The sequence below is a fragment of the Dorea ammoniilytica genome, from assembly GCF_025567415.1.
Classification (GTDB): Bacteria; Bacillota; Clostridia; order Lachnospirales; family Lachnospiraceae; genus Claveliimonas; species Claveliimonas ammoniilytica.
On record NZ_JAOQJV010000013.1, the window covers coordinates 43,960 to 62,486 of the forward strand.

At 44.8% G+C, this 18,527-nt stretch carries 13 protein-coding genes; 9 read left to right on the forward strand and 4 right to left on the reverse strand.

The window, feature by feature from the left end; genetic code table 11:
- Positions 1 to 18: 18 nt before the first annotated feature.
- The 4 genes from OCV65_RS09900 (at position 19) to OCV65_RS09915 (ending at position 4,363) form a co-directional block, all read left to right on the forward strand.
- Complete coding sequence (locus OCV65_RS09900; protein ID WP_262581888.1) at positions 19 to 1,887, forward strand: PTS mannitol transporter subunit IICBA; 1,869 nt, start codon at positions 19 to 21, stop codon at positions 1,885 to 1,887.
- 58 nt (positions 1,888 to 1,945) lie between these two features.
- Positions 1,946 to 3,088: a mannitol-1-phosphate 5-dehydrogenase gene (locus OCV65_RS09905; protein WP_262581889.1), complete on the forward strand. Its 1,143-nt coding sequence runs from the start codon at positions 1,946 to 1,948 to the stop codon at positions 3,086 to 3,088.
- Between the two features lie 185 nt (positions 3,089 to 3,273).
- On the forward strand, positions 3,274 to 4,152 hold the full coding sequence (locus OCV65_RS09910) for a phosphoribosylaminoimidazolesuccinocarboxamide synthase (protein ID WP_262581890.1): 879 nt from the start codon (positions 3,274 to 3,276) through the stop codon (positions 4,150 to 4,152).
- Between the two features lie 10 nt (positions 4,153 to 4,162).
- Positions 4,163 to 4,363, forward strand: coding sequence for a hypothetical protein (locus tag OCV65_RS09915; RefSeq protein WP_118384539.1), 201 nt, complete (start codon positions 4,163 to 4,165; stop codon positions 4,361 to 4,363).
- 57 nt (positions 4,364 to 4,420) lie between these two features.
- Here OCV65_RS09915 and OCV65_RS09920 read toward each other — a convergent pair whose 3' ends face one another.
- From OCV65_RS09920 to OCV65_RS09930, 3 genes are all read right to left on the reverse strand, one after another.
- Entirely contained in the window at positions 4,421 to 5,077 is a 657-nt protein-coding gene (locus OCV65_RS09920) for a YkgJ family cysteine cluster protein (protein WP_262581891.1), read from the reverse strand.
- Positions 5,078 to 5,184: 107 nt separating this feature from the next.
- Positions 5,185 to 6,297 (reverse strand): glucose-1-phosphate adenylyltransferase subunit GlgD, encoded by a 1,113-nt coding sequence (glgD, locus tag OCV65_RS09925; protein WP_262581892.1) that lies wholly within the window; start codon positions 6,295 to 6,297, stop codon positions 5,185 to 5,187.
- Position 6,298: 1 nt separating this feature from the next.
- Positions 6,299 to 7,438 carry a glucose-1-phosphate adenylyltransferase gene (locus tag OCV65_RS09930; protein ID WP_262581893.1) on the reverse strand — a complete coding sequence of 380 codons (1,140 nt, stop codon included), beginning with the start codon at positions 7,436 to 7,438 and terminating at the stop codon, positions 6,299 to 6,301.
- 584 nt (positions 7,439 to 8,022) lie between these two features.
- Between OCV65_RS09930 and OCV65_RS09935 the strand changes: the two genes are divergently transcribed.
- The 3 genes from OCV65_RS09935 (at position 8,023) to OCV65_RS09945 (ending at position 12,136) form a co-directional block, all read left to right on the forward strand.
- Positions 8,023 to 9,261, forward strand: coding sequence for a nucleotide sugar dehydrogenase (locus OCV65_RS09935; RefSeq protein WP_262581894.1), 1,239 nt, complete (start codon positions 8,023 to 8,025; stop codon positions 9,259 to 9,261).
- Positions 9,262 to 9,521: 260 nt separating this feature from the next.
- Positions 9,522 to 10,583 (forward strand): toll/interleukin-1 receptor domain-containing protein, encoded by a 1,062-nt coding sequence (locus OCV65_RS09940; protein WP_262581895.1) that lies wholly within the window; start codon positions 9,522 to 9,524, stop codon positions 10,581 to 10,583.
- 26 nt (positions 10,584 to 10,609) lie between these two features.
- Entirely contained in the window at positions 10,610 to 12,136 is a 1,527-nt protein-coding gene (locus OCV65_RS09945) for an SEL1-like repeat protein (RefSeq protein WP_262581896.1), read from the forward strand.
- Between the two features lie 81 nt (positions 12,137 to 12,217).
- Here OCV65_RS09945 and fliB read toward each other — a convergent pair whose 3' ends face one another.
- On the reverse strand, positions 12,218 to 13,321 hold the full coding sequence (gene fliB, locus OCV65_RS09950) for a flagellin lysine-N-methylase (RefSeq protein ID WP_262581897.1): 1,104 nt from the start codon (positions 13,319 to 13,321) through the stop codon (positions 12,218 to 12,220).
- A gap of 241 nt (positions 13,322 to 13,562) precedes the next feature.
- Here fliB and carB point away from each other — a divergent pair, with 241 nt between their 5' ends.
- Positions 13,563 to 16,778 carry a carbamoyl-phosphate synthase large subunit gene (carB, locus tag OCV65_RS09955; RefSeq protein ID WP_262581898.1) on the forward strand — a complete coding sequence of 1,072 codons (3,216 nt, stop codon included), beginning with the start codon at positions 13,563 to 13,565 and terminating at the stop codon, positions 16,776 to 16,778.
- Positions 16,779 to 16,789: 11 nt separating this feature from the next.
- Complete coding sequence (locus tag OCV65_RS09960) at positions 16,790 to 18,412, forward strand: phosphotransferase (RefSeq protein ID WP_262581899.1); 1,623 nt, start codon at positions 16,790 to 16,792, stop codon at positions 18,410 to 18,412.
- Positions 18,413 to 18,527 lie beyond the last annotated feature (115 nt).

Genomic DNA, 18,527 nt, shown 5'->3' on the forward strand with positions numbered 1-18,527 from the left:
TGAAAGGAGACTGTAACTATGAAAAACAAAATCCAACGTTTTGGAAAATTCCTGAGCGCAATGGTAATGCCGAATATCGGAGCATTCATCGCATGGGGATTTATCACAGCACTTTTTATTGAAGCTGGATGGCTGCCGAATGCAAAGCTGGCAGCACTGAACGGACCAATGTTAAATTACCTTCTGCCGATCCTGGTAGCTTATCAGGGTGGTAAGCTGGTCGGAGGAGACCGTGGTGGTGTTATCGGCGGCATCGCTGTTATTGGTGTTATCGTAGGTGCACCGGATTATCCGATGCTGATGGGTGCTATGGTAATGGGACCTGTTGGCGGATGGGTGATCAAGAAATTCGACAAAGCAATGGAAGGCCATATGCCTGCAGGATTTGAGATGCTGATCAATAACTTCTCAATCGGTATACTTGGTATGATCCTTGCAATCATCGGTTCTTATGTGATCGGACCATTCATGGCTGGTGTGCTGGTTGTACTGACAGCCGGAGTTGACGTACTGGTTAATCACGGATTACTTCCGTTAGCAGCAATCTTTATTGAACCTGCAAAGGTTCTGTTCCTGAACAATGCGATCAACCATGGTATCTTTACACCAATCGCAACACTTCAGGCAGAACAGGCCGGAAAGTCAATCATGTATATGCTGGAAGCTAATCCGGGACCGGGACTTGGAGTTCTGCTTGCATACTGGGCATTCAGCAAAGATAAAGCAACAAAAGATTCCGCACCGGGAGCAATCATCATTCACTTCCTGGGTGGTATCCACGAAATTTACTTCCCATACATCCTGATGAATCCGGTTGTGATCATCGCACCAATCGTAGGTAATATCTGTGCCATTACATTCTACACAATTACAGGTGCCGGACTGGTTGGACCTGCATCACCGGGATCCATCATTGCATTCATGTCAATGGCTCCAAAGGGAATGGGCATGGTTATCACATTCCTCGGAGTAGCAATTGCAACAGCAGTATCTTTCCTGATCGCATCACCAATCGTTAAGATGGCAGATCACAAGAGTCTGGAAGATGCACAGGCAAAGAAGGACAGCATGAAAGCAGAAGCGAAGGGACTTACAACAGTATCCGGAGCTGATGTACAGGCAAAAGATATCAAGAAAATCGTATTTGCATGTGATGCAGGTATGGGATCATCCGCAATGGGAGCTACCAAGTTCAGAAACAGAATTAAAGATCTGAATCTTGGCATTACCGTAACTAACACATCTGTAGACAATGTACCGGCAGACGCTAACGTAGTTGTATGCCAGGAGATCCTCAAGGATCGTGCAGCTAAGAGTGCACCGCAGGCAAGACTGATCACTCTGGAGAACTTCCTTGCAGATCCACATCTGGATGCATTGTATGCAGAACTGGAAACACTGACAACAGGTAAGACAGCAGAAGCAGATAAGACAGAAGCACCTGCTGAAGAAAAGAAAGAGACAAAAGCAGGAATCCTTGTTCCGGAAGGAATCAAGACAGGATGTGCAAGCGTAGATAAAGAAACAGCAATCCGTGCAGCAGGACAGCTCCTGTGTGACCTGGGATATGTAGATGCTAATTATATCGATGCAATGGTAGAGCGTGAGAAGATCGTTACTACATACATGGGAATGGGCGTAGCAATTCCACATGGTACATCTGATGCAAAAGAGACCGTTAAGAAATCTGGTATCGTAGTTATGCAGTATCCGGATGGAGTATCTTTCGGAGATGAAAAGGCTAACCTGATCATTGGTATCGCAGGTGTAGGCGACGAACATCTGGAAATCCTTGCAAATATCGCAGGAAGTCTGGAAGATGAAGCACTTCTTGAGAACCTGAAGAAGAACGCAGACGCAGACACAATTATGAAAACATTTGGCTAATGCCACAATCGGGGGCTTTTGCCCCCAGCATCATATATAAAAAGAAGGAGAGAGCATCATGAAAAAAGCAGTACAGTTTGGTGCCGGCAATATCGGACGTGGATTTATCGGAGCATTACTCAGCCAGTCAGGATATCAGGTAGTATTTGCCGACGTAGCAGAAGCAATCATTGACAAGATCAACGAGGATAAGACTTATACCGTTCATGTTATGGACGTAGATTGTAAAGATCAGAAAATCGAAAATATCAGCGGTGTGAATTCTACAAAGCCAGAGGCGATTGATGAGATCGCATCCGCAGATCTGGTAACTACGGCAGTAGGTCTTGTGATTCTTCCGCGCATCGCACCGACGATCGCGCAGGCTATTGAGAAACGTATGGAAAATGGCGTGAAAGAGCCTATGAACATGATCGCCTGCGAGAATGCCATTCGTGGAACCTCTCAGCTGAAAAAAGCAGTATATGAGAATCTTAGCGATGCCGGAAAAGCATACGCTGATGAGTATGTAGGATTCGCTGACTGTGCAGTAGACCGTATTGTGCCGCCGGTTAAGAGTGAGAACTTTATCGACGTAGTAGTAGAAGAATACTTTGAGTGGGACGTAGAAAAGTCAGGGTTGAAGGGAGAATTTCCGCAGATCAAAGGTATGACACTGGTCGATGACCTGATGGCATACATTGAGCGTAAGCTTTTCACACTGAATACAGGACACTGCATCACCGCATATCTTGGAAATCTGCGTGGAATTCCGACCATCGATAAAGCAATCGCAGATGAAGAAATCTTCGGAATCGTGTCAGCAGCTATGAAAGAAAGCGGAGACGGACTGATCAAGAAGTACGGATTCGATCCAGAGAAGCATGCAGCATATATTAAGAAGATTATCAGCAGATTCAAGAATCCATATCTGCAGGATGATGTAACAAGAGTAGGTCGTGAGCCGCTTCGTAAGCTGAGCCCGACAGACCGTCTGATCAAGCCTATGATGACAGCAGCAGGATACGGACTTCCGGTAGATCATCTGGTAATCGGTGCAGGTGCAGCATTGCACTATGATAATCCGAACGACAAGCAGAGCGTAGAACTTCAGGAGAAGATAGGGGCACAGGGCGTACGTGCCGCTGCGGCAGAGATCACAGGACTGACAGATGAAGGACTGCTTGACGCAATTGTAGCAGAATACGAAAAACTGAATTAATAAAAGGATGGAAGAATAGTCCTTGACCAGAAATCGCCAGTAATCGGCTTAGCCGATGCTGGCGATTTTTTTCGCCATTGACAAATGACTGGAAGTAATGGTACGGTTATATAGTTACAAGAAAAGTATGGAGACATTTTTGTTGTCTCTGAATGATTAAAAAGTTTAATACCGAGGTGCGAAAGATGAGTGTACAGGAAATGAAACCGATCAAAGAAGGAAAAGTCAGAGAGATCTATGATAATGGTGATACTATGATTATGGTTGCTACAGACCGAATCAGCTGCTTTGATGTAATTCTTCACAATACCGTAACCCAAAAAGGAACCGTACTTACTCAGATGTCCAAATTCTGGTTTGATCTGACACAGGACATTCTGCCAAATCACATGATTTCTGTAGATGTTAAGGATATGCCTGAATATTTCCAGCAGGAGAGATTCGATGGTAACAGCATGCTTTGTAAGAAGCTGAATATGTTGCCGGTAGAGTGTATCGTGCGTGGTTACATTACAGGAAGCGGATGGGCGAGCTACAAAGAGACTGGAAAGGTATGTGGTATCGAGCTGCCAGAAGGACTGAAAGAGTCTGACAAGCTGCCGGAGCCAATCTACACACCATCTACAAAAGCAGAACTCGGTGATCACGATGAGAATATATCATTTGAAGAGAGTATCGAGTATCTGGAGAAACGCTTCCCTGGCAAAGGTGAAGAATACGCAACCAAGTTAAAAGAGTATACCATTGCGCTGTATAAGAAGTGTGCAGAGTATGCACTGAGTCGTGGAATCATTATCGCAGATACCAAGTTTGAATTTGGTCTGGATGAGGATGGCAATATCATCATCGGCGATGAGATGCTTACACCGGACAGCTCAAGATTCTGGCCATTAGAAGGGTATGAGCCGGGACACGGTCAGCCATCATTTGACAAGCAGTTCGCAAGAGACTGGCTCAAGTCTAATCCACATGATGACTGGACACTGCCACAGGATATCGTAGATAAGACCATTGGCAAATATCTTCAGGCATATGAATTGCTGACCGGCAAATCCCTCGCATAAGGAGAACTCTATGGAGAAAAAATCAATTGAAGAAATGGCTGCGGACATCAAGGTGATCCGTGAACTTGCATCCAGTGGAACGATGCTTCAGGATATTAAGAATCAGCTGGGTGTATCAGAAGAATATGTAAGTGCTATCATGCTCTGCCTGCAGGGTTATCAGGAAGATGATGACATGGCTGTAGCAAGGCTGGTAGAAATGAGTTTATAAGAGTATTGAAGTGAAATGAGACTCCCCTGTGGACTGAAAAGTCTGCAGGGGAGTCTTTTACATATGAAAGTACCGCTTTGCTTCGTCAAGTCTTCCGTGGAATGCTTCATAGAAGTCTTCGCAAGGCGCGAGGTAGAACTGTTGCAGTACATACATACAGATGGAACGTATCTGCGCCTGATCCTCCATTCCGGCAATCCGTTCCTGGAGTGCTTTGAGGAAATAGTGCCAGTCACTGATGAACTGCTCGTAGGTGCGTATATCATCGGTATCCAGCCATTTATAGACTTTGATCTTGGCTTTGGACGGCTTCGGACATTCATGCACCTGCAGGAAATACCGGAAGCTGTCATTTTCGTAGAAGCGTCCCAGAGGGAAGAGTCTGCAGATGCCGGGCCGGTATGCGTGGATGCTGCAACGACCCTGCTCGTTTAAGAATGGACAGGCATCAGCGCTTTCGGTCATCTTGAGGTTGGGGAGGATTAATCCGTCTACGACATTCAGTTCTATATGCTGGGATAAAAGTGCTTCAAACGGAACACCAAGCCCTGTGGTAAGACGGTGAACATCCAGCGGATCGAGGACGATAGACTTACCCATGCCCCGGCAGCAGGCGGAACATCCATCGCAGCCCTTGCAGTCAGCCTTTACCATATCATTCGCGTCATATAATTTGCCGTCGGAGATCTCCGACAGATCTACATTTCTTAACATAGTACTCCTTTACATGAATACAGACCTCAGACGAACACTGAGGCCTGTTTTTCTTCTTTGAAATTGCAATGCCCATATCGCATTAAAACCGGCATTGCTTAATGTTTTTACAAATGATCGCCGCGCTTCACATAACCCGGATTCTCCGGTGTGCCTTTCACTTCTTTGATGTGATTGATACGTACATGCTTATCTACGACTACATTCTCCAGAACGGTATCCTCGCCGATGACTACATCCGGAAGGATTACGCAGTTCTTCACTACGGCACCTTTCTTGATGATACATCCACGGCTCAGAATGGAGTGGTCAATCGTGCCTTCGATGCGGCATCCGTTGGAAATAACAGATGCTTTGACGTCTGCGCCCTCCAGATACTGTGTCGGGCAGCTGTCGCTCGTACGTGTGTAAATCGGCCAATCCGGATCGAACAGGCTGCGGGCAGTCTTCAGATCGATCAGAGACATACTGGTGTCATAGTAACTTTTGAAATTAGTAATAGATCCAAAGTAACCACGATGAGCCACGCCACGGATATCCATCTCACTGCACATGAGATTCACCCAATCCATCAGAGAGTACATGGCAGATGTGTTATGAGCTTTCTTGATCATATCGATGAACAGGTCACGTCTCATGACATAGGTTCCAGTGAAAATCTGGCGGTTCTTTGCGGTTCCGCGGTTTGGTGTAATGGAAAGTACACCTTTTTGGCGATTCAGCTCCAGTGTCTGACAGGTTAAGAATTGTTCCTTTGCATTATCGGTAGAGTGATACAGCAGAGTAATGTCTGCGCCGGACTCGATATGCTGGTCAAGCAGTTCTTTGAAATCCTGCTTAAAGATCATACAGCTGGAGGTAACGATCACATAATCATGGCAGGAATTCTCGATGACTTCGATATTATCCATGTAAGCAGAGATATCATTGCTATACAGACTGTCCAGTTCATCCTCTGCAAAAAGCAGATGCAGTCTGCCACGCTTGGAGTTGATATTATATTGACGTCCGGTTCCCAGATGCTCCGCAAGTGAGCGAGGTTTCCAACGAGTGTATACGTGGATGTTCTCCATGCCGCTGTTACTGAAGTTGGAGATTGGGAAATCGATCACACGGTATCTGCCCAGGAAAGAGATAGCTCCGACAGACCGGTAATCCTGCAGACCGGTTACTTTTGTAAGATTGCTGGCAAAATTAATAATACCCAGTGCACTGTTCATATTATTCTTCCCCCTTTACACGTTTTGCTATTAATTCGATGTGTTCGCTGTCAGGAGAACCTACAACTGCACCGGCACCGATCCGTACGCCGTCAGCAATCAGAGCGCGGGTGACTACGGCACCTTCTTCTACGATAACATTCGGCATCAGAACCGAATCAATGATCTTAGCTTCCGGGGCAATGCGTGCGCCTGTAAAGAGCACGGAATTCTTGACCTCTCCCTCGATCACGCAGCCCTGGTTGATATACGCATGGCTGATCTTGGCATCCTCACCGATATACTGTGGCAGAGAATTGGTATCCTCTGTGTAGATCTTCCAGATCGGATCACTCAGATCCAGCGGACTTGGAGTCTCCATGAGATCCATGTTGGCTTCCCAGAGAGAATCGATCGTACCAACATCCTTCCAATATCCTTTGAACTTATAAGCCATCAGCTTACGCTCGTCTGCCAGAAGTGCCGGAATGATATCCTTACCAAAATCATGGTTAGATTCGGCATTCTTCATATCAGCTACCAGCATCTTGCGAAGCTGCTTCCAGTTGAATATGTAGATACCCATCGAAGCCAGATTACTCTTCGGCTGCGGCGGCTTCTCTTCAAACTCAACAATGCGTCCATCTTCATCCGTATTCATAATACCGAAACGGCTGGCTTCCTTCATAGGAACTTCAATAACCGCGATGGTCGCATCGGCATTATGCTCTTTGTGATAAGAAAGCATCTTGTCATAATCCATCTTGTAAATGTGGTCGCCTGAGAGCACTAGCAGATATTCCGGACCGAAACCGTCGATGAAGTCGATGTTCTGGGAAATCGCGTCGGCCGTACCTCTGTATACATCCAGGTTGGCATCCGCTTTCTCGCGTGGCGGCAATACGAAGACGCCGCTGTCCTTGGCATCCAGTCCCCAACGACCGCCTGCAGCCACATAACTGTTCAGGATAACGGATTCATACTGTGTTAACACTCCCACTACATCAATACCGCTGTTGGCACAATTACTAATCGGGAAATCAATGATTCTATACTTTCCTCCGTAGCCTACTGCGGGTTTGGCAACTTTATTCGTAAGTTCGTGCAAGCGAGAACCACGGCCGCCGGCTAGGATCATCGCTAACATTTCGTTGTGCTTCATAAAAAAACCCCCTTTCCTTTCAATAATATTATAGAAATATTATACAACTTTCTGAGCTTTATTTCTATAGAAATTGTGAAATAAAACCATTAAATTTAAGGGGGGGAAATATTTACATATCAAAAAATGACAAAGAATATATAAAGATCGTGTTAAATGGTAAAAAAAGTCGGCCTGATATTGCCTCTATATTTGATGTTAGCTTATTGTCAGTGCAACAATGGATTTGTAATTATGAATCTATGCCAGTACCCCTGGCATTGAACTTTGAAAAGTAAATATTATTGTTGAATGCAAAAATGATTGCAAGAAATAAACATAACTGTTGCTGTGCTTCAAAAAATGGAATATAATAATCTACAAGGTTATGCTACATCCAAAATCAACTTTTTCATGCTTGTTAGAGCGTTCGGCAGAAGTTCTTGCATTGTATTCCGGTTTCCAGTCATTACTGCTTTTTAGTGGATTATTAAATAACCTTGGATTATCTTCAGAATCAGAGGGATTGAGAAAGTTCGCAGAGTGATATAAGGAGTTTTATCAGGTATAGATAAAGGTAAAGGCTTGAGAAAAGAGGTATTCTAATGAAAATTGCAGTAGCCGGAACCGGTTATGTGGGATTATCAATAGCGACGTTACTAGCGCAGCATCACGAGGTAATGGCAGTTGATATCGTTCCAGAGAAAGTAGAGAAGATTAATAATAAGATCAGTCCGATACAGGACGAATATATTGAGCAATATCTGGCAGAAAAGGATTTGAATCTGACAGCAACACTGGATGCAGAAGCAGCATATAAGGATGCGGATTTTGTAGTAATTGCTGCACCGACGAACTATGACAGTAAGAAGAATTTCTTCGATACATCAGCGGTAGAGTCTGTGATTGAGCTGGTTATCAAGTACAATCCGGATGCAGTCATGGTGATTAAGTCTACAATTCCGGTTGGTTACACCGCAAGTGTTCGTGCAAAATTCCACTGTGACAATATTATTTTCAGTCCGGAGTTTCTGCGAGAGTCCAAAGCGTTGTATGATAATCTGTATCCGTCCAGAATTATCGTGGGAACAGATGTAGAGAATGCACGTCTGGTGAAAGCGGCTCACACATTTGCCGGGCTGTTGCAGGAAGGTGCGATCAAAGAAGATATCGATACGTTGATCATGGGATTCACCGAGGCAGAGGCTGTGAAGTTATTTGCCAATACATATCTGGCACTTCGCGTGTCCTATTTCAATGAGCTGGATACGTATGCGGAGATGAAAGGTCTGAATACACAGCAGATTATCAATGGTGTATGTCTGGATCCGCGTATTGGAACACATTATAATAATCCATCATTTGGTTATGGTGGATATTGCTTGCCGAAGGATACCAAGCAGCTGTTGGCTAATTATGAAGACGTGCCACAGAATATGATTAATGCAATCGTGGAGTCCAATCGGACAAGAAAAGATTTTATTGCGGATCGAGTGTTGCAGAAAGCTGGATACTATGCATATGGCGATGAAAATACATATGATGCATCTATGGAGAAGAATGTAGTGATTGGCGTATATCGCCTGACCATGAAGTCCAACTCCGATAACTTCCGTCAGTCATCGATTCAGGGAGTAATGAAGCGTATCAAAGCCAAAGGTGCAACAGTGATCATTTACGAACCGACATTGGAAGATGGCAGTACATTTTTTGGCAGTGAGGTAGTGAATGATCTGGATAAGTTCAAAGAACAGAGCCAGGCGATCATTGCCAATCGATACGATAGCTGTCTGGATGATGTGAAGGATAGGGTATATACAAGAGATTTGTATGGTAGAGATTAGAAGATAGAAAGCAGATCTGTTTTCGGATTTGTGAAGGAAGCTACGGGAGACCGTGGCTTCTGTGTTTATTTATATAGAATGTTCACGATTCCACTGGCGGATAAATTGTAGTTGTTCCTCGTCACTTGTGTACAGATCATAGAGGGTATTCGTCTTTATGGCACAATATAATAGGAAAAGAAATGATATAGGATTGTATAAAAACAGTTAGTGCCTTTTCAAATTATGACGGCACTATAAGATAACGGAGGATTAAAATTATGTTATTTATCGTATATGGAGCGACTCTCGATCTGGGATATGAGACGCGGGAAATTTTCCGAAAAAAAGGATTTTCCATTATCTCAAAATACAATTATGTGCGGGATGATGCTAAAGTAGACAAGAAGAATTATGAAAATACGGCTGACAGTAATGAATGGTTTCAGAAGTGGTATGACGACAAAGTTTACATTTCTGAGGAAGAACTGGAAATGCTGGATTTTACATATGGACTGGATGGCGTGTGTGTCGGGTTTAATCAGAAGCAGATTGTCGATGCGGTTAGAGGCGTGACAGATTCGTTAATCACATTAGGGGCTTCTTCGCTTGGGTTCATCGCCGAGTTGAAAGCTGCGTACGGAGATTATGTGACGGTTATTCATTTGTTTGAAGATGTGCTTACGGTGGAGCAGAGCGTTGTGAAATACGGTGTATTCTCCGAGTCGGAGAAAGTGACCAGAGTTGCAGCGAATAAGAAGATGCAGAAAATGTATCTGGATAACAAAGAAATCTTTGACGAGATTGTGTTGTATACCGGAGAGGATTCGGTATATGATCTGAAAGCTTTGGATATGCAATACGAACAGATCATCGAGAAGCGTGGGGAGATTCAGAAGCGTCTGAATAATAACAAATATGTATCGCTGCCTTATAACGGAGCAGATCCGTACATTTTCGTCAGTTATGCACATGCTGACAGAGAAGAAGTGTATAAGGTACTGTATTTTCTTCAAAGGCAGACTTACCGCATCTGGTATGATGATGGTATTACCTGGGGTGCCAATTGGTCTAAGATGTTAAAAGACAAGATCGCAAATGCGGAGTGCGTGATGTTGTTTAGTTCGGAAGCAGCGGTGAATTCTGAATTTGTGCAGGATGAACTGTTGGATGCGTGGACGAATGGAAAGCAGATTTTTAATATTCAGCTGGACGATGCCAGATTTATACCGATGTTTGAAAAGAGATTAGCGGATAATCAGAGAATCTCGATTGATAGCTATCAGGAGAAAATTGTAAGTGCATTGCCGATGTGCACGAGAAACGACAAGACAGAGATGTAATTATTATTCGGTGAAGGAGACAGGTCATGGATATTTATACAAAAGTAGCGGGAATTACACAGGAGTCGGTAAAGGATTACAAGCATCATACATTGCCCAATCATGTATTGAGCCGTCAGGAGATGAAAACAAAGCAGATTGAGAATGCGCTTCGGGGATTTGCAACAGGGTGTGCGGAGGAGGATATAGAGGCTTATTGCAATACAGGTGCATTTTCAAATAGAAAAAAAGGGTTCCTGTTTTCGAAAAAAGGGCTATATGGCAGCATGTTTGATTATTTGAGAAAGAAAAATCCAATCCCGCAGCCGATATGCTATGATGAATTGAGCGATGTATCTGTCGCAGAGGATTCGGCAGATTATATGTGCTTATGTTATAAAGGTGGACGCAGAGAGAGCGTGTGTGTGTCTATTTATACAGGATTTCTGGTGACTGCATTGAAGCTTATATTGGGAACCGGGGAGGAGAATTTATCTGCTCCAAGTACAGACGGGATGTTGACAAATGATAAAAGCAGTGAATCAGAATATTCGTATGAGACTGCCCGGAGATGTCTGAAAGAAGGATTAGATGCCTTGGAAGAGAAAAATGAATTCGCAAAGGTTCATTATTATTATCAGGCAGCTAAAGAGGGAAACCCAGTGGCTATGGAAGCGATGGCACTATGCTATGCACAGGGAAAAGAGGTGCCACAGAGTTATGAAAAGGCGCTCTACTGGATCGGAAAGGGGATGAAGGATGACCCGGAACATCTGGCGGAGACTGCGGAGCAGATTAAAAACGATGCGAAAGAGGAAGCATTTATCCGTAATAATCCGTACATTCCTGAGTTGGGAAAAGTCATTTATATACGTGACAGTGCCTTTTTAGTATTATCTCGCAAATTAGTGAAAAACGTGCCGGGGCGAAGATGGGTGGAAATGTTTGTGCGTGAACTTGAAACTAGCGAGTCTGGTATATTGACGGTCGGATGGAATCCGCAGGATGAAAAGCTGACCTTTGTTTCTTCTTATTTTTCAGGTTACTGGCCGGAGAAAGAAGACTTTGAATTCCCGGAGCAAAAAGTGATCGCAGAAAGATATGCGGATCGTCAGATAAAAGGTCCGGATCAAGCGGAGCGTTATCTTGATCTGCAGTGCACTGCGTATAATATAGCGTATACAGGCTCTGATTGCGAGTTAAGGCTGTGTTATTTCGAGAGCATTGACACATTTCAGGATTGGAAGACGTACGAGCTGTATAAGATTCCGATATTTGGGTCGAATGTGACAGAACTGGACGAGTTGCGTTCTGAAGCTCCGGTTGAGGTATGTTTATGGCAGGGGAAAGCATATTTTGCAGCAACGATGGAGCGTCGTGTCATAGAAGAATTATTGGATGATGAGATAATATTTACGAAGTGGGATCCGGAATTAGTGGATGTCTTTATAGAAGATGTGGGTAGAGCCTGGGAATTAGTGGAATTTTCATTTTTCTCAAAATATGCAAATCCGTTATATCCGGAGGAGACATGCTCACCATTGGGGATGATCGTAGGAAAATTTCATATGTAATTAAAACGCCGGATGATATTGATATGTACCCTCCTTACTGGTTGTCCAGTAAAGAGGGTACATATCATATTCCGGCGTATTTCATTGTAGCCACGGCACCTTATGCCCGACCATAATCTTTTCTATTATTTTTAAATTCTCATCGGAATGTTCGATTTCTCTGGAGTATCGATATAACAATTCGATTTTTTCTTCTTCGGAAATGACATTCCCATTTTCAATGTAGCGTGCGAGCCACAGGTCGAAGATCTGTCCGGTGCAGACGGCGGACATCTGTGCTTTGGCGAGGACTTCACCGTCATATACAGCTCCATAGAAATAGGTGGAGATGAAGTATACAAGAATCTGTTCGAGCTGGATCAGGACTTTGTTATCCAGAAATGCGCGACAGGCTTTTTTGTAATGTCCGGTTCCGTTCATGTAGAGGATGGCTTCAGTTTCTAACAGAAGATCCGGCCAGTGTTCGTTTAATACTTCTAATCGGTGAAGTGATTTTAACATACTGTGCTGGAAAGAGAATGCAGCTTCGCCAAAGTGAATGGAGGCTGCTTTTTTTGCAGCACCCGGATTCTGATAGCGGGTCAATACGTTCTGGCAGTCGAATACATTTTCCTGATCAATACGTGTCTGGATATCGTGTGTCATTCCGAGGATAAGTACGGTTCTTGTCCGGAGGGAAAGAGAACGATCCTGCAAAATGCGATACATTTCTTCGCGGCAGTCTAACAGCATGGAGTAGAGAAATGGATCGAAGTTATCGTATTCTTCCGTGCCTGGCTTCTCATAGGTGAGGAAGTGAACCGGTTCTGTTTTGGACAACAGAATCCTTGCTGCCTCCGGACAGGAAACGGACAGCGTGATCTCGCGTACATCCTCAAATTCTTCAATGTGTCTTGGATAATTCTTGCATGTCTTGCAAAGCGCAGATTCCCCAAGATTCGAATACAGATTACACAAATTGTTCTCATTTAAAAAGAAACAGCGTTTTTCCTCTTTTTGACGGAATGCACCGTGGAGAAAATCAATTCCACGAAGCAGTGTCCATCTGTATGGACTTTTCGTGTGGATATATTTCTTAAGGGATTTCTTATCGATCATAATCTGCCAGCCGGCGCAGCAGGTTTCTTCGCATTGGTCGGCGATGCAGTGAAATTCTTTATAATAATCAGGGATGCTGTATTGCATGTGTGCTCCTTTGTTGTCAGGCAAAATGGTATGCCTGATAGATGTTAGTGTTTATATGATGTGTCGATATGGAGTATAGCACTCTGGATAGTGGAGTGCAATGAAGAGATGAAAATTATAAAACATATGGATTTGCCGGATGGACAGGAAAAGATGGAATAGAAAGGATTGCGTCTCCCTATGCTTTTATGGTAAATTATATTGTGAAAAAATGTTACTGCTTCAGCAGAGAGGAGATAATATGTCAAAGAGAGAAGATATTAAGAAAGTACTGATTATTGGTTCCGGCCCGATCATCATCGGTCAGGCGTGCGAGTTCGATTATTCTGGAACACAGGCTTGTAAGGCCCTTCGGAAACTGGGATATGAGATTGTGCTGGTGAATTCTAATCCGGCAACGATCATGACGGATCCGGAGATTGCGGATGTTACTTATATTGAGCCATTGAATGTGAATCGTCTGGAACAGATTATTGCAAAAGAAAGACCGGATGCGCTGCTTCCGAATCTGGGAGGACAGTCCGGATTGAATCTCTGCTCTGAATTATACAAAGAAGGAATTCTTGACAAATATAATGTAAAGGTTATCGGTGTGCAGGTGGATGCAATCGAACGTGGGGAAGACCGCATCGAGTTTAAGAAGACGATGAATGAGCTTGGCGTGGAAATGGCGAGAAGCGAGGTTGCGTATTCTGTAGACGAAGCACTTGCGATTGCTGATAAGCTGGGCTATCCGGTGGTACTGCGTCCGGCTTATACTATGGGCGGTGCCGGAGGCGGACTTGTCTATAATAAGGAAGAACTGAAGACTGTATGTGCACGAGGACTGCAGGCAAGTCTTGTGGGACAGGTGCTTGTAGAGGAGTCTATTCTCGGATGGGAAGAGTTGGAGCTTGAGGTGGTTCGTGATGCAGAAGGCAATATGATCACGGTATGCTTTATTGAGAATATTGATCCACTGGGCGTGCATACAGGAGATTCCTTCTGTTCTGCTCCGATGCTGACGATTTCGGAAGAATGTCAGAAGAGAATGCAGGAGCAGGCGTATAAGATCGTAGATTCTGTACAGGTGATCGGTGGAACGAACGTGCAGTTTGCGCATGATCCGGTATCAGACAGAATTATCGTTATTGAGATCAATCCGCGTACATCCCGTTCTTCTGCGCTGGCATCTAAGGCAACCGGATTCCCGATCGCGCTTGTATCTGCGATGCTTGCATGCGGACTGACATTGAAGGATATTGAATGTGGCAAATACGGCACTCTGGACAAATACGTTCCGGACGGCGACTATGTGGTAATCAAGTTTGCACGCTGGGCATTTGAGAAGTTCAAAGGTGTAGAGGACAAGCTTGGCACACAGATGCGTGCAGTCGGCGAGGTAATGAGTATCGGTAAGAATTTCAAAGAAGCATTCCAGAAGGCAATCCGAAGCCTGGAGAATGGCAATTACGGTCTGGGTCATGCGAAGGATTTTGATTCTCGCACGAAGGAAGACCTGCTGAAACAGCTGATCACTCCGTCCAGCCAGCGTTATTTCCTGATCTACGAAGCACTCAGAAAAGGTGCGACTGTAGAGGAAATTCATGAGATCACGAAAATAAAACATTACTTCCTGGAGCAGATAAAGGAACTGGTGGAAGAAGAAAATGCATTGATGGAATCCAAAGGGGCTCTGCCATCAGACGAAGCACTGACACAGGCTAAGAAAGACGGATTCTCTGACAAATACCTCAGCCAGATTCTGGAAGTTCCGGAAGCTGATATCCGCAATAAGAGAAAAGCACTTGGTGTCGTAGAGGCGTGGGAAGGTGTACATGTAAGCGGTACGAAGGACAGAGCATATTACTATTCTACATATAATGCAGAGGATGCCAATCCGGTATCTGATAACCGTAAGATTATGATCCTTGGCGGTGGACCGAACCGTATCGGTCAGGGTATTGAGTTTGATTATTGTTGTGTACATGCGGCAATGGCGCTGAAGAAGCTTGGATTTGAGACGATCATCGTGAACTGTAACCCGGAGACGGTTTCTACAGACTACGATACTTCTGACAAGTTATACTTCGAGCCGCTGACACTGGAAGACGTGCTGAGCATTTATGAAAAGGAAAAACCACTTGGCGTGATCGCACAGTTCGGTGGACAGACACCGCTGAATCTGGCAGCAGATCTGGAGAAGAATGGTGTTCGTATTCTTGGAACCGCACCGTCTGTTATCGATCTTGCAGAGGACAGAGATCAGTTCCGTGCAATGATGGATAAGCTGGAGATTCCGATGCCGGAAGCGGGAATGGCTACAACCGTAGAAGAGGCAGTAGAGATCGCAGGCAAGATCGGTTATCCGGTTATGGTTCGCCCATCTTACGTACTTGGCGGACGTGGAATGGAAGTAGTCTACGATGATGTGGCAATGGCTGACTACATGAAGGCAGCAGTTGGTGTAACACCTGACCGTCCAATCCTGATTGACCGTTTCCTGAATCATGCACTGGAGTGTGAGTCTGACGCGATCTGTGATGGAACCAACGCATTTGTACCGGCGGTTATGGAGCATATCGAGCTAGCAGGTGTACATTCCGGAGACTCTGCATGTGTAATCCCATCGGTACACATTTCCAGGGAAAATGTGGAGACCATTAAGGAATATACAAGAAAGATCGCAGAAGAAATGCATGTACAGGGATTGATGAATATGCAGTACGCCATCGAGAATGGCAAGGTATTTGTGCTTGAGGCGAACCCGAGAGCATCCCGTACCGTACCGCTTGTGTCAAAGGTTTGTAATGTGCGTATGGTGCCGATCGCAACGGAGATCATTACGCGTGAGCTGACCGGTAAGGAGAGCCCGGTACCTGCACTGGAAGAGAAAGTGATTCCATATTACGGAGTAAAAGAGGCAGCATTCCCATTCAACATGTTCCCGGAAGTAGATCCGCTGTTAGGACCGGAGATGCGATCTACCGGAGAAGTACTGGGACTTTCTGAATCATACGGAGAGGCATTTTACAAGGCACAGGAAGCAGTTCAGTCCAAACTTCCGCTGTCAGGAACTGTGCTGATCTCTGTAAACCGCAAAGATAAGGCAGAAGTTGTAGAGGTTGCGAAACTGTTCCATGAGAATAATTTCCGCATCATTGCAACAGAAGGCACATGTCAGCTGATCAATGAAGCTGGCATTCCGGCTGAAAAAGTAAAGAAGCTGTGTGAGGGACGCCCGAATGTACTCGATGAGATCACGAATGGAAAGGTGGATATCATCGTGAACTCACCGGTTGGAAAAGACAGTGTATATGATGACAGCTACCTGAGAAAAGCTGCGATTAAGGGAAGAATTCCGTACTGCACGACAATGGCAGCAGCTATGGCAGCGGCAACAGGAATCCATGCAGTCAATAATCTTGACGGCGGCAAGATTGCATCACTGCAGGAGCTGCATAGCAGGATTAAATAGGAGCAAGACATATGAAGAGTTTATTAATCCTTGGAGCCGGCGGCTTTGGTCATATGATCAAGGAGACTGCACAGGTACTGGGATACGAAGAGATAGTATTTCTGGATGATATGGTAAAGGAAGACGATGTGATCGGCATGTGCTGTGACTATGTGATTAAGCACGAGGACTATCCGGTTGCGGTTGCTGCATTTGGCAATAACAAGACGCGTCTGTTCTGGACGGATAAATTGTTGGAAGAGGGATATGAAGTTCCTGCGATTGTGCATCCGTCCGCAGTGGTAAGTCCAAGTGTGACTCTGGAGCCAGGCTGTTTTATCATGCAGAGATCGGTAGTGAATACGAATACAAAGATTGAACGCGCGGCACTGGTGAACAGCGGCGCGGTTGTAGATCATAATTCCGTTGTATGTGCGGGCGCGCATGTCGGACTTGGCAGTGTGGTCAAAGCAAATTGTACGATTGAATCCGGACGCAAAGTAGAAGCAGGAGAGGTCATCTTCTCTACAAGAAGAAAGATCGAAGGTGTGGACAGCCGGAGTCTGGAAGATGCAGTGTATGCATTTGGCTTTGGACCACTGTGCAGCTATGTGAAGCCATTTGGAGAAGGACATATCAATGAGACATATGCGGTGTATATGCCGGATCAGAATGGCAACGATGTGCCGTTATACGTGCTTCAGCGTATTAATGTAAATGTATTTAAGAATCCGGATCAGGTTATGGACAATATCTTTGGCGTAACCGAATATCTGCGTAATATCATCCGTCAGGAAGGCGGAGATCTGGATCGCGAGGCATTGTCTTACATTAAGACCAAATCCGGCGAGACCTACTTTGAGGATGATAACGGACAGCCGTGGCGATGCCTGCATTATGTGGCGAATTCCATTTGCCATCAGCAGGTGGAGAGACCGGAGCAGTTCTATCAGTCAGCATTAAGCTTCGGACATTTTCTGAAGCAGTTGGGTGATTATCCGGCAGAGAGTCTGTATGAGACCATTCCACAGTTCCACGATACGGTAAAACGTCTCAGAGATTTTAAGGATGCACAGCGCAAAGATGTGAAGAACAGAGCGCGCAAGTGTAAGCCGGAGATTGAATTTGTGCTTTCACGTGAAGACGACTGCGGCGTACTGATGAAGCAGCTGGAGGAAGGAAAGCTTCCGCTTCGTGTAACGCATAACGATACCAAGCTGAATAATATTCTGTTTGATGCAGATACAGATGAAGGATTATGCATTATTGACCTGGATACGATCATGCCGGGACTTGCAGCTAATGATTTTGGTGATTCCATTCGATTCGGTGCGTCTACGGCGGAAGAGGATGAGCCGGATCTGGATAAAGTACATTTTGATATCAATCTTTACGATATTTATACCAAGGGATATCTGGAGATGGCAAAGGATGTATTGACACCGGCTGAGATCGCGAGTCTTCCATGGGGCGCCAGACTTATGACGCTGGAGTGCGGTATGCGTTTCCTGGCAGATTATCTGCAGGGAGATGTATATTTTAAAACAGCTTATCCGGAGCACAACCTGGTACGTGCGAGAACGCAGTTCCGACTGGTGAAAGAGATGGAAGAACAGTTTGATCAGATGAACGAGATATTGAAAAAATATATTTAATACAGGAAGGCTCTCAGTGTTTGAACTGCTTCCCGTCAAGTAGACAATCAAAAAAATAAAAACTATTTCTGCCACCAGATACGAGAAACTGGTGGCAGTTTTTATGCCGCCAACA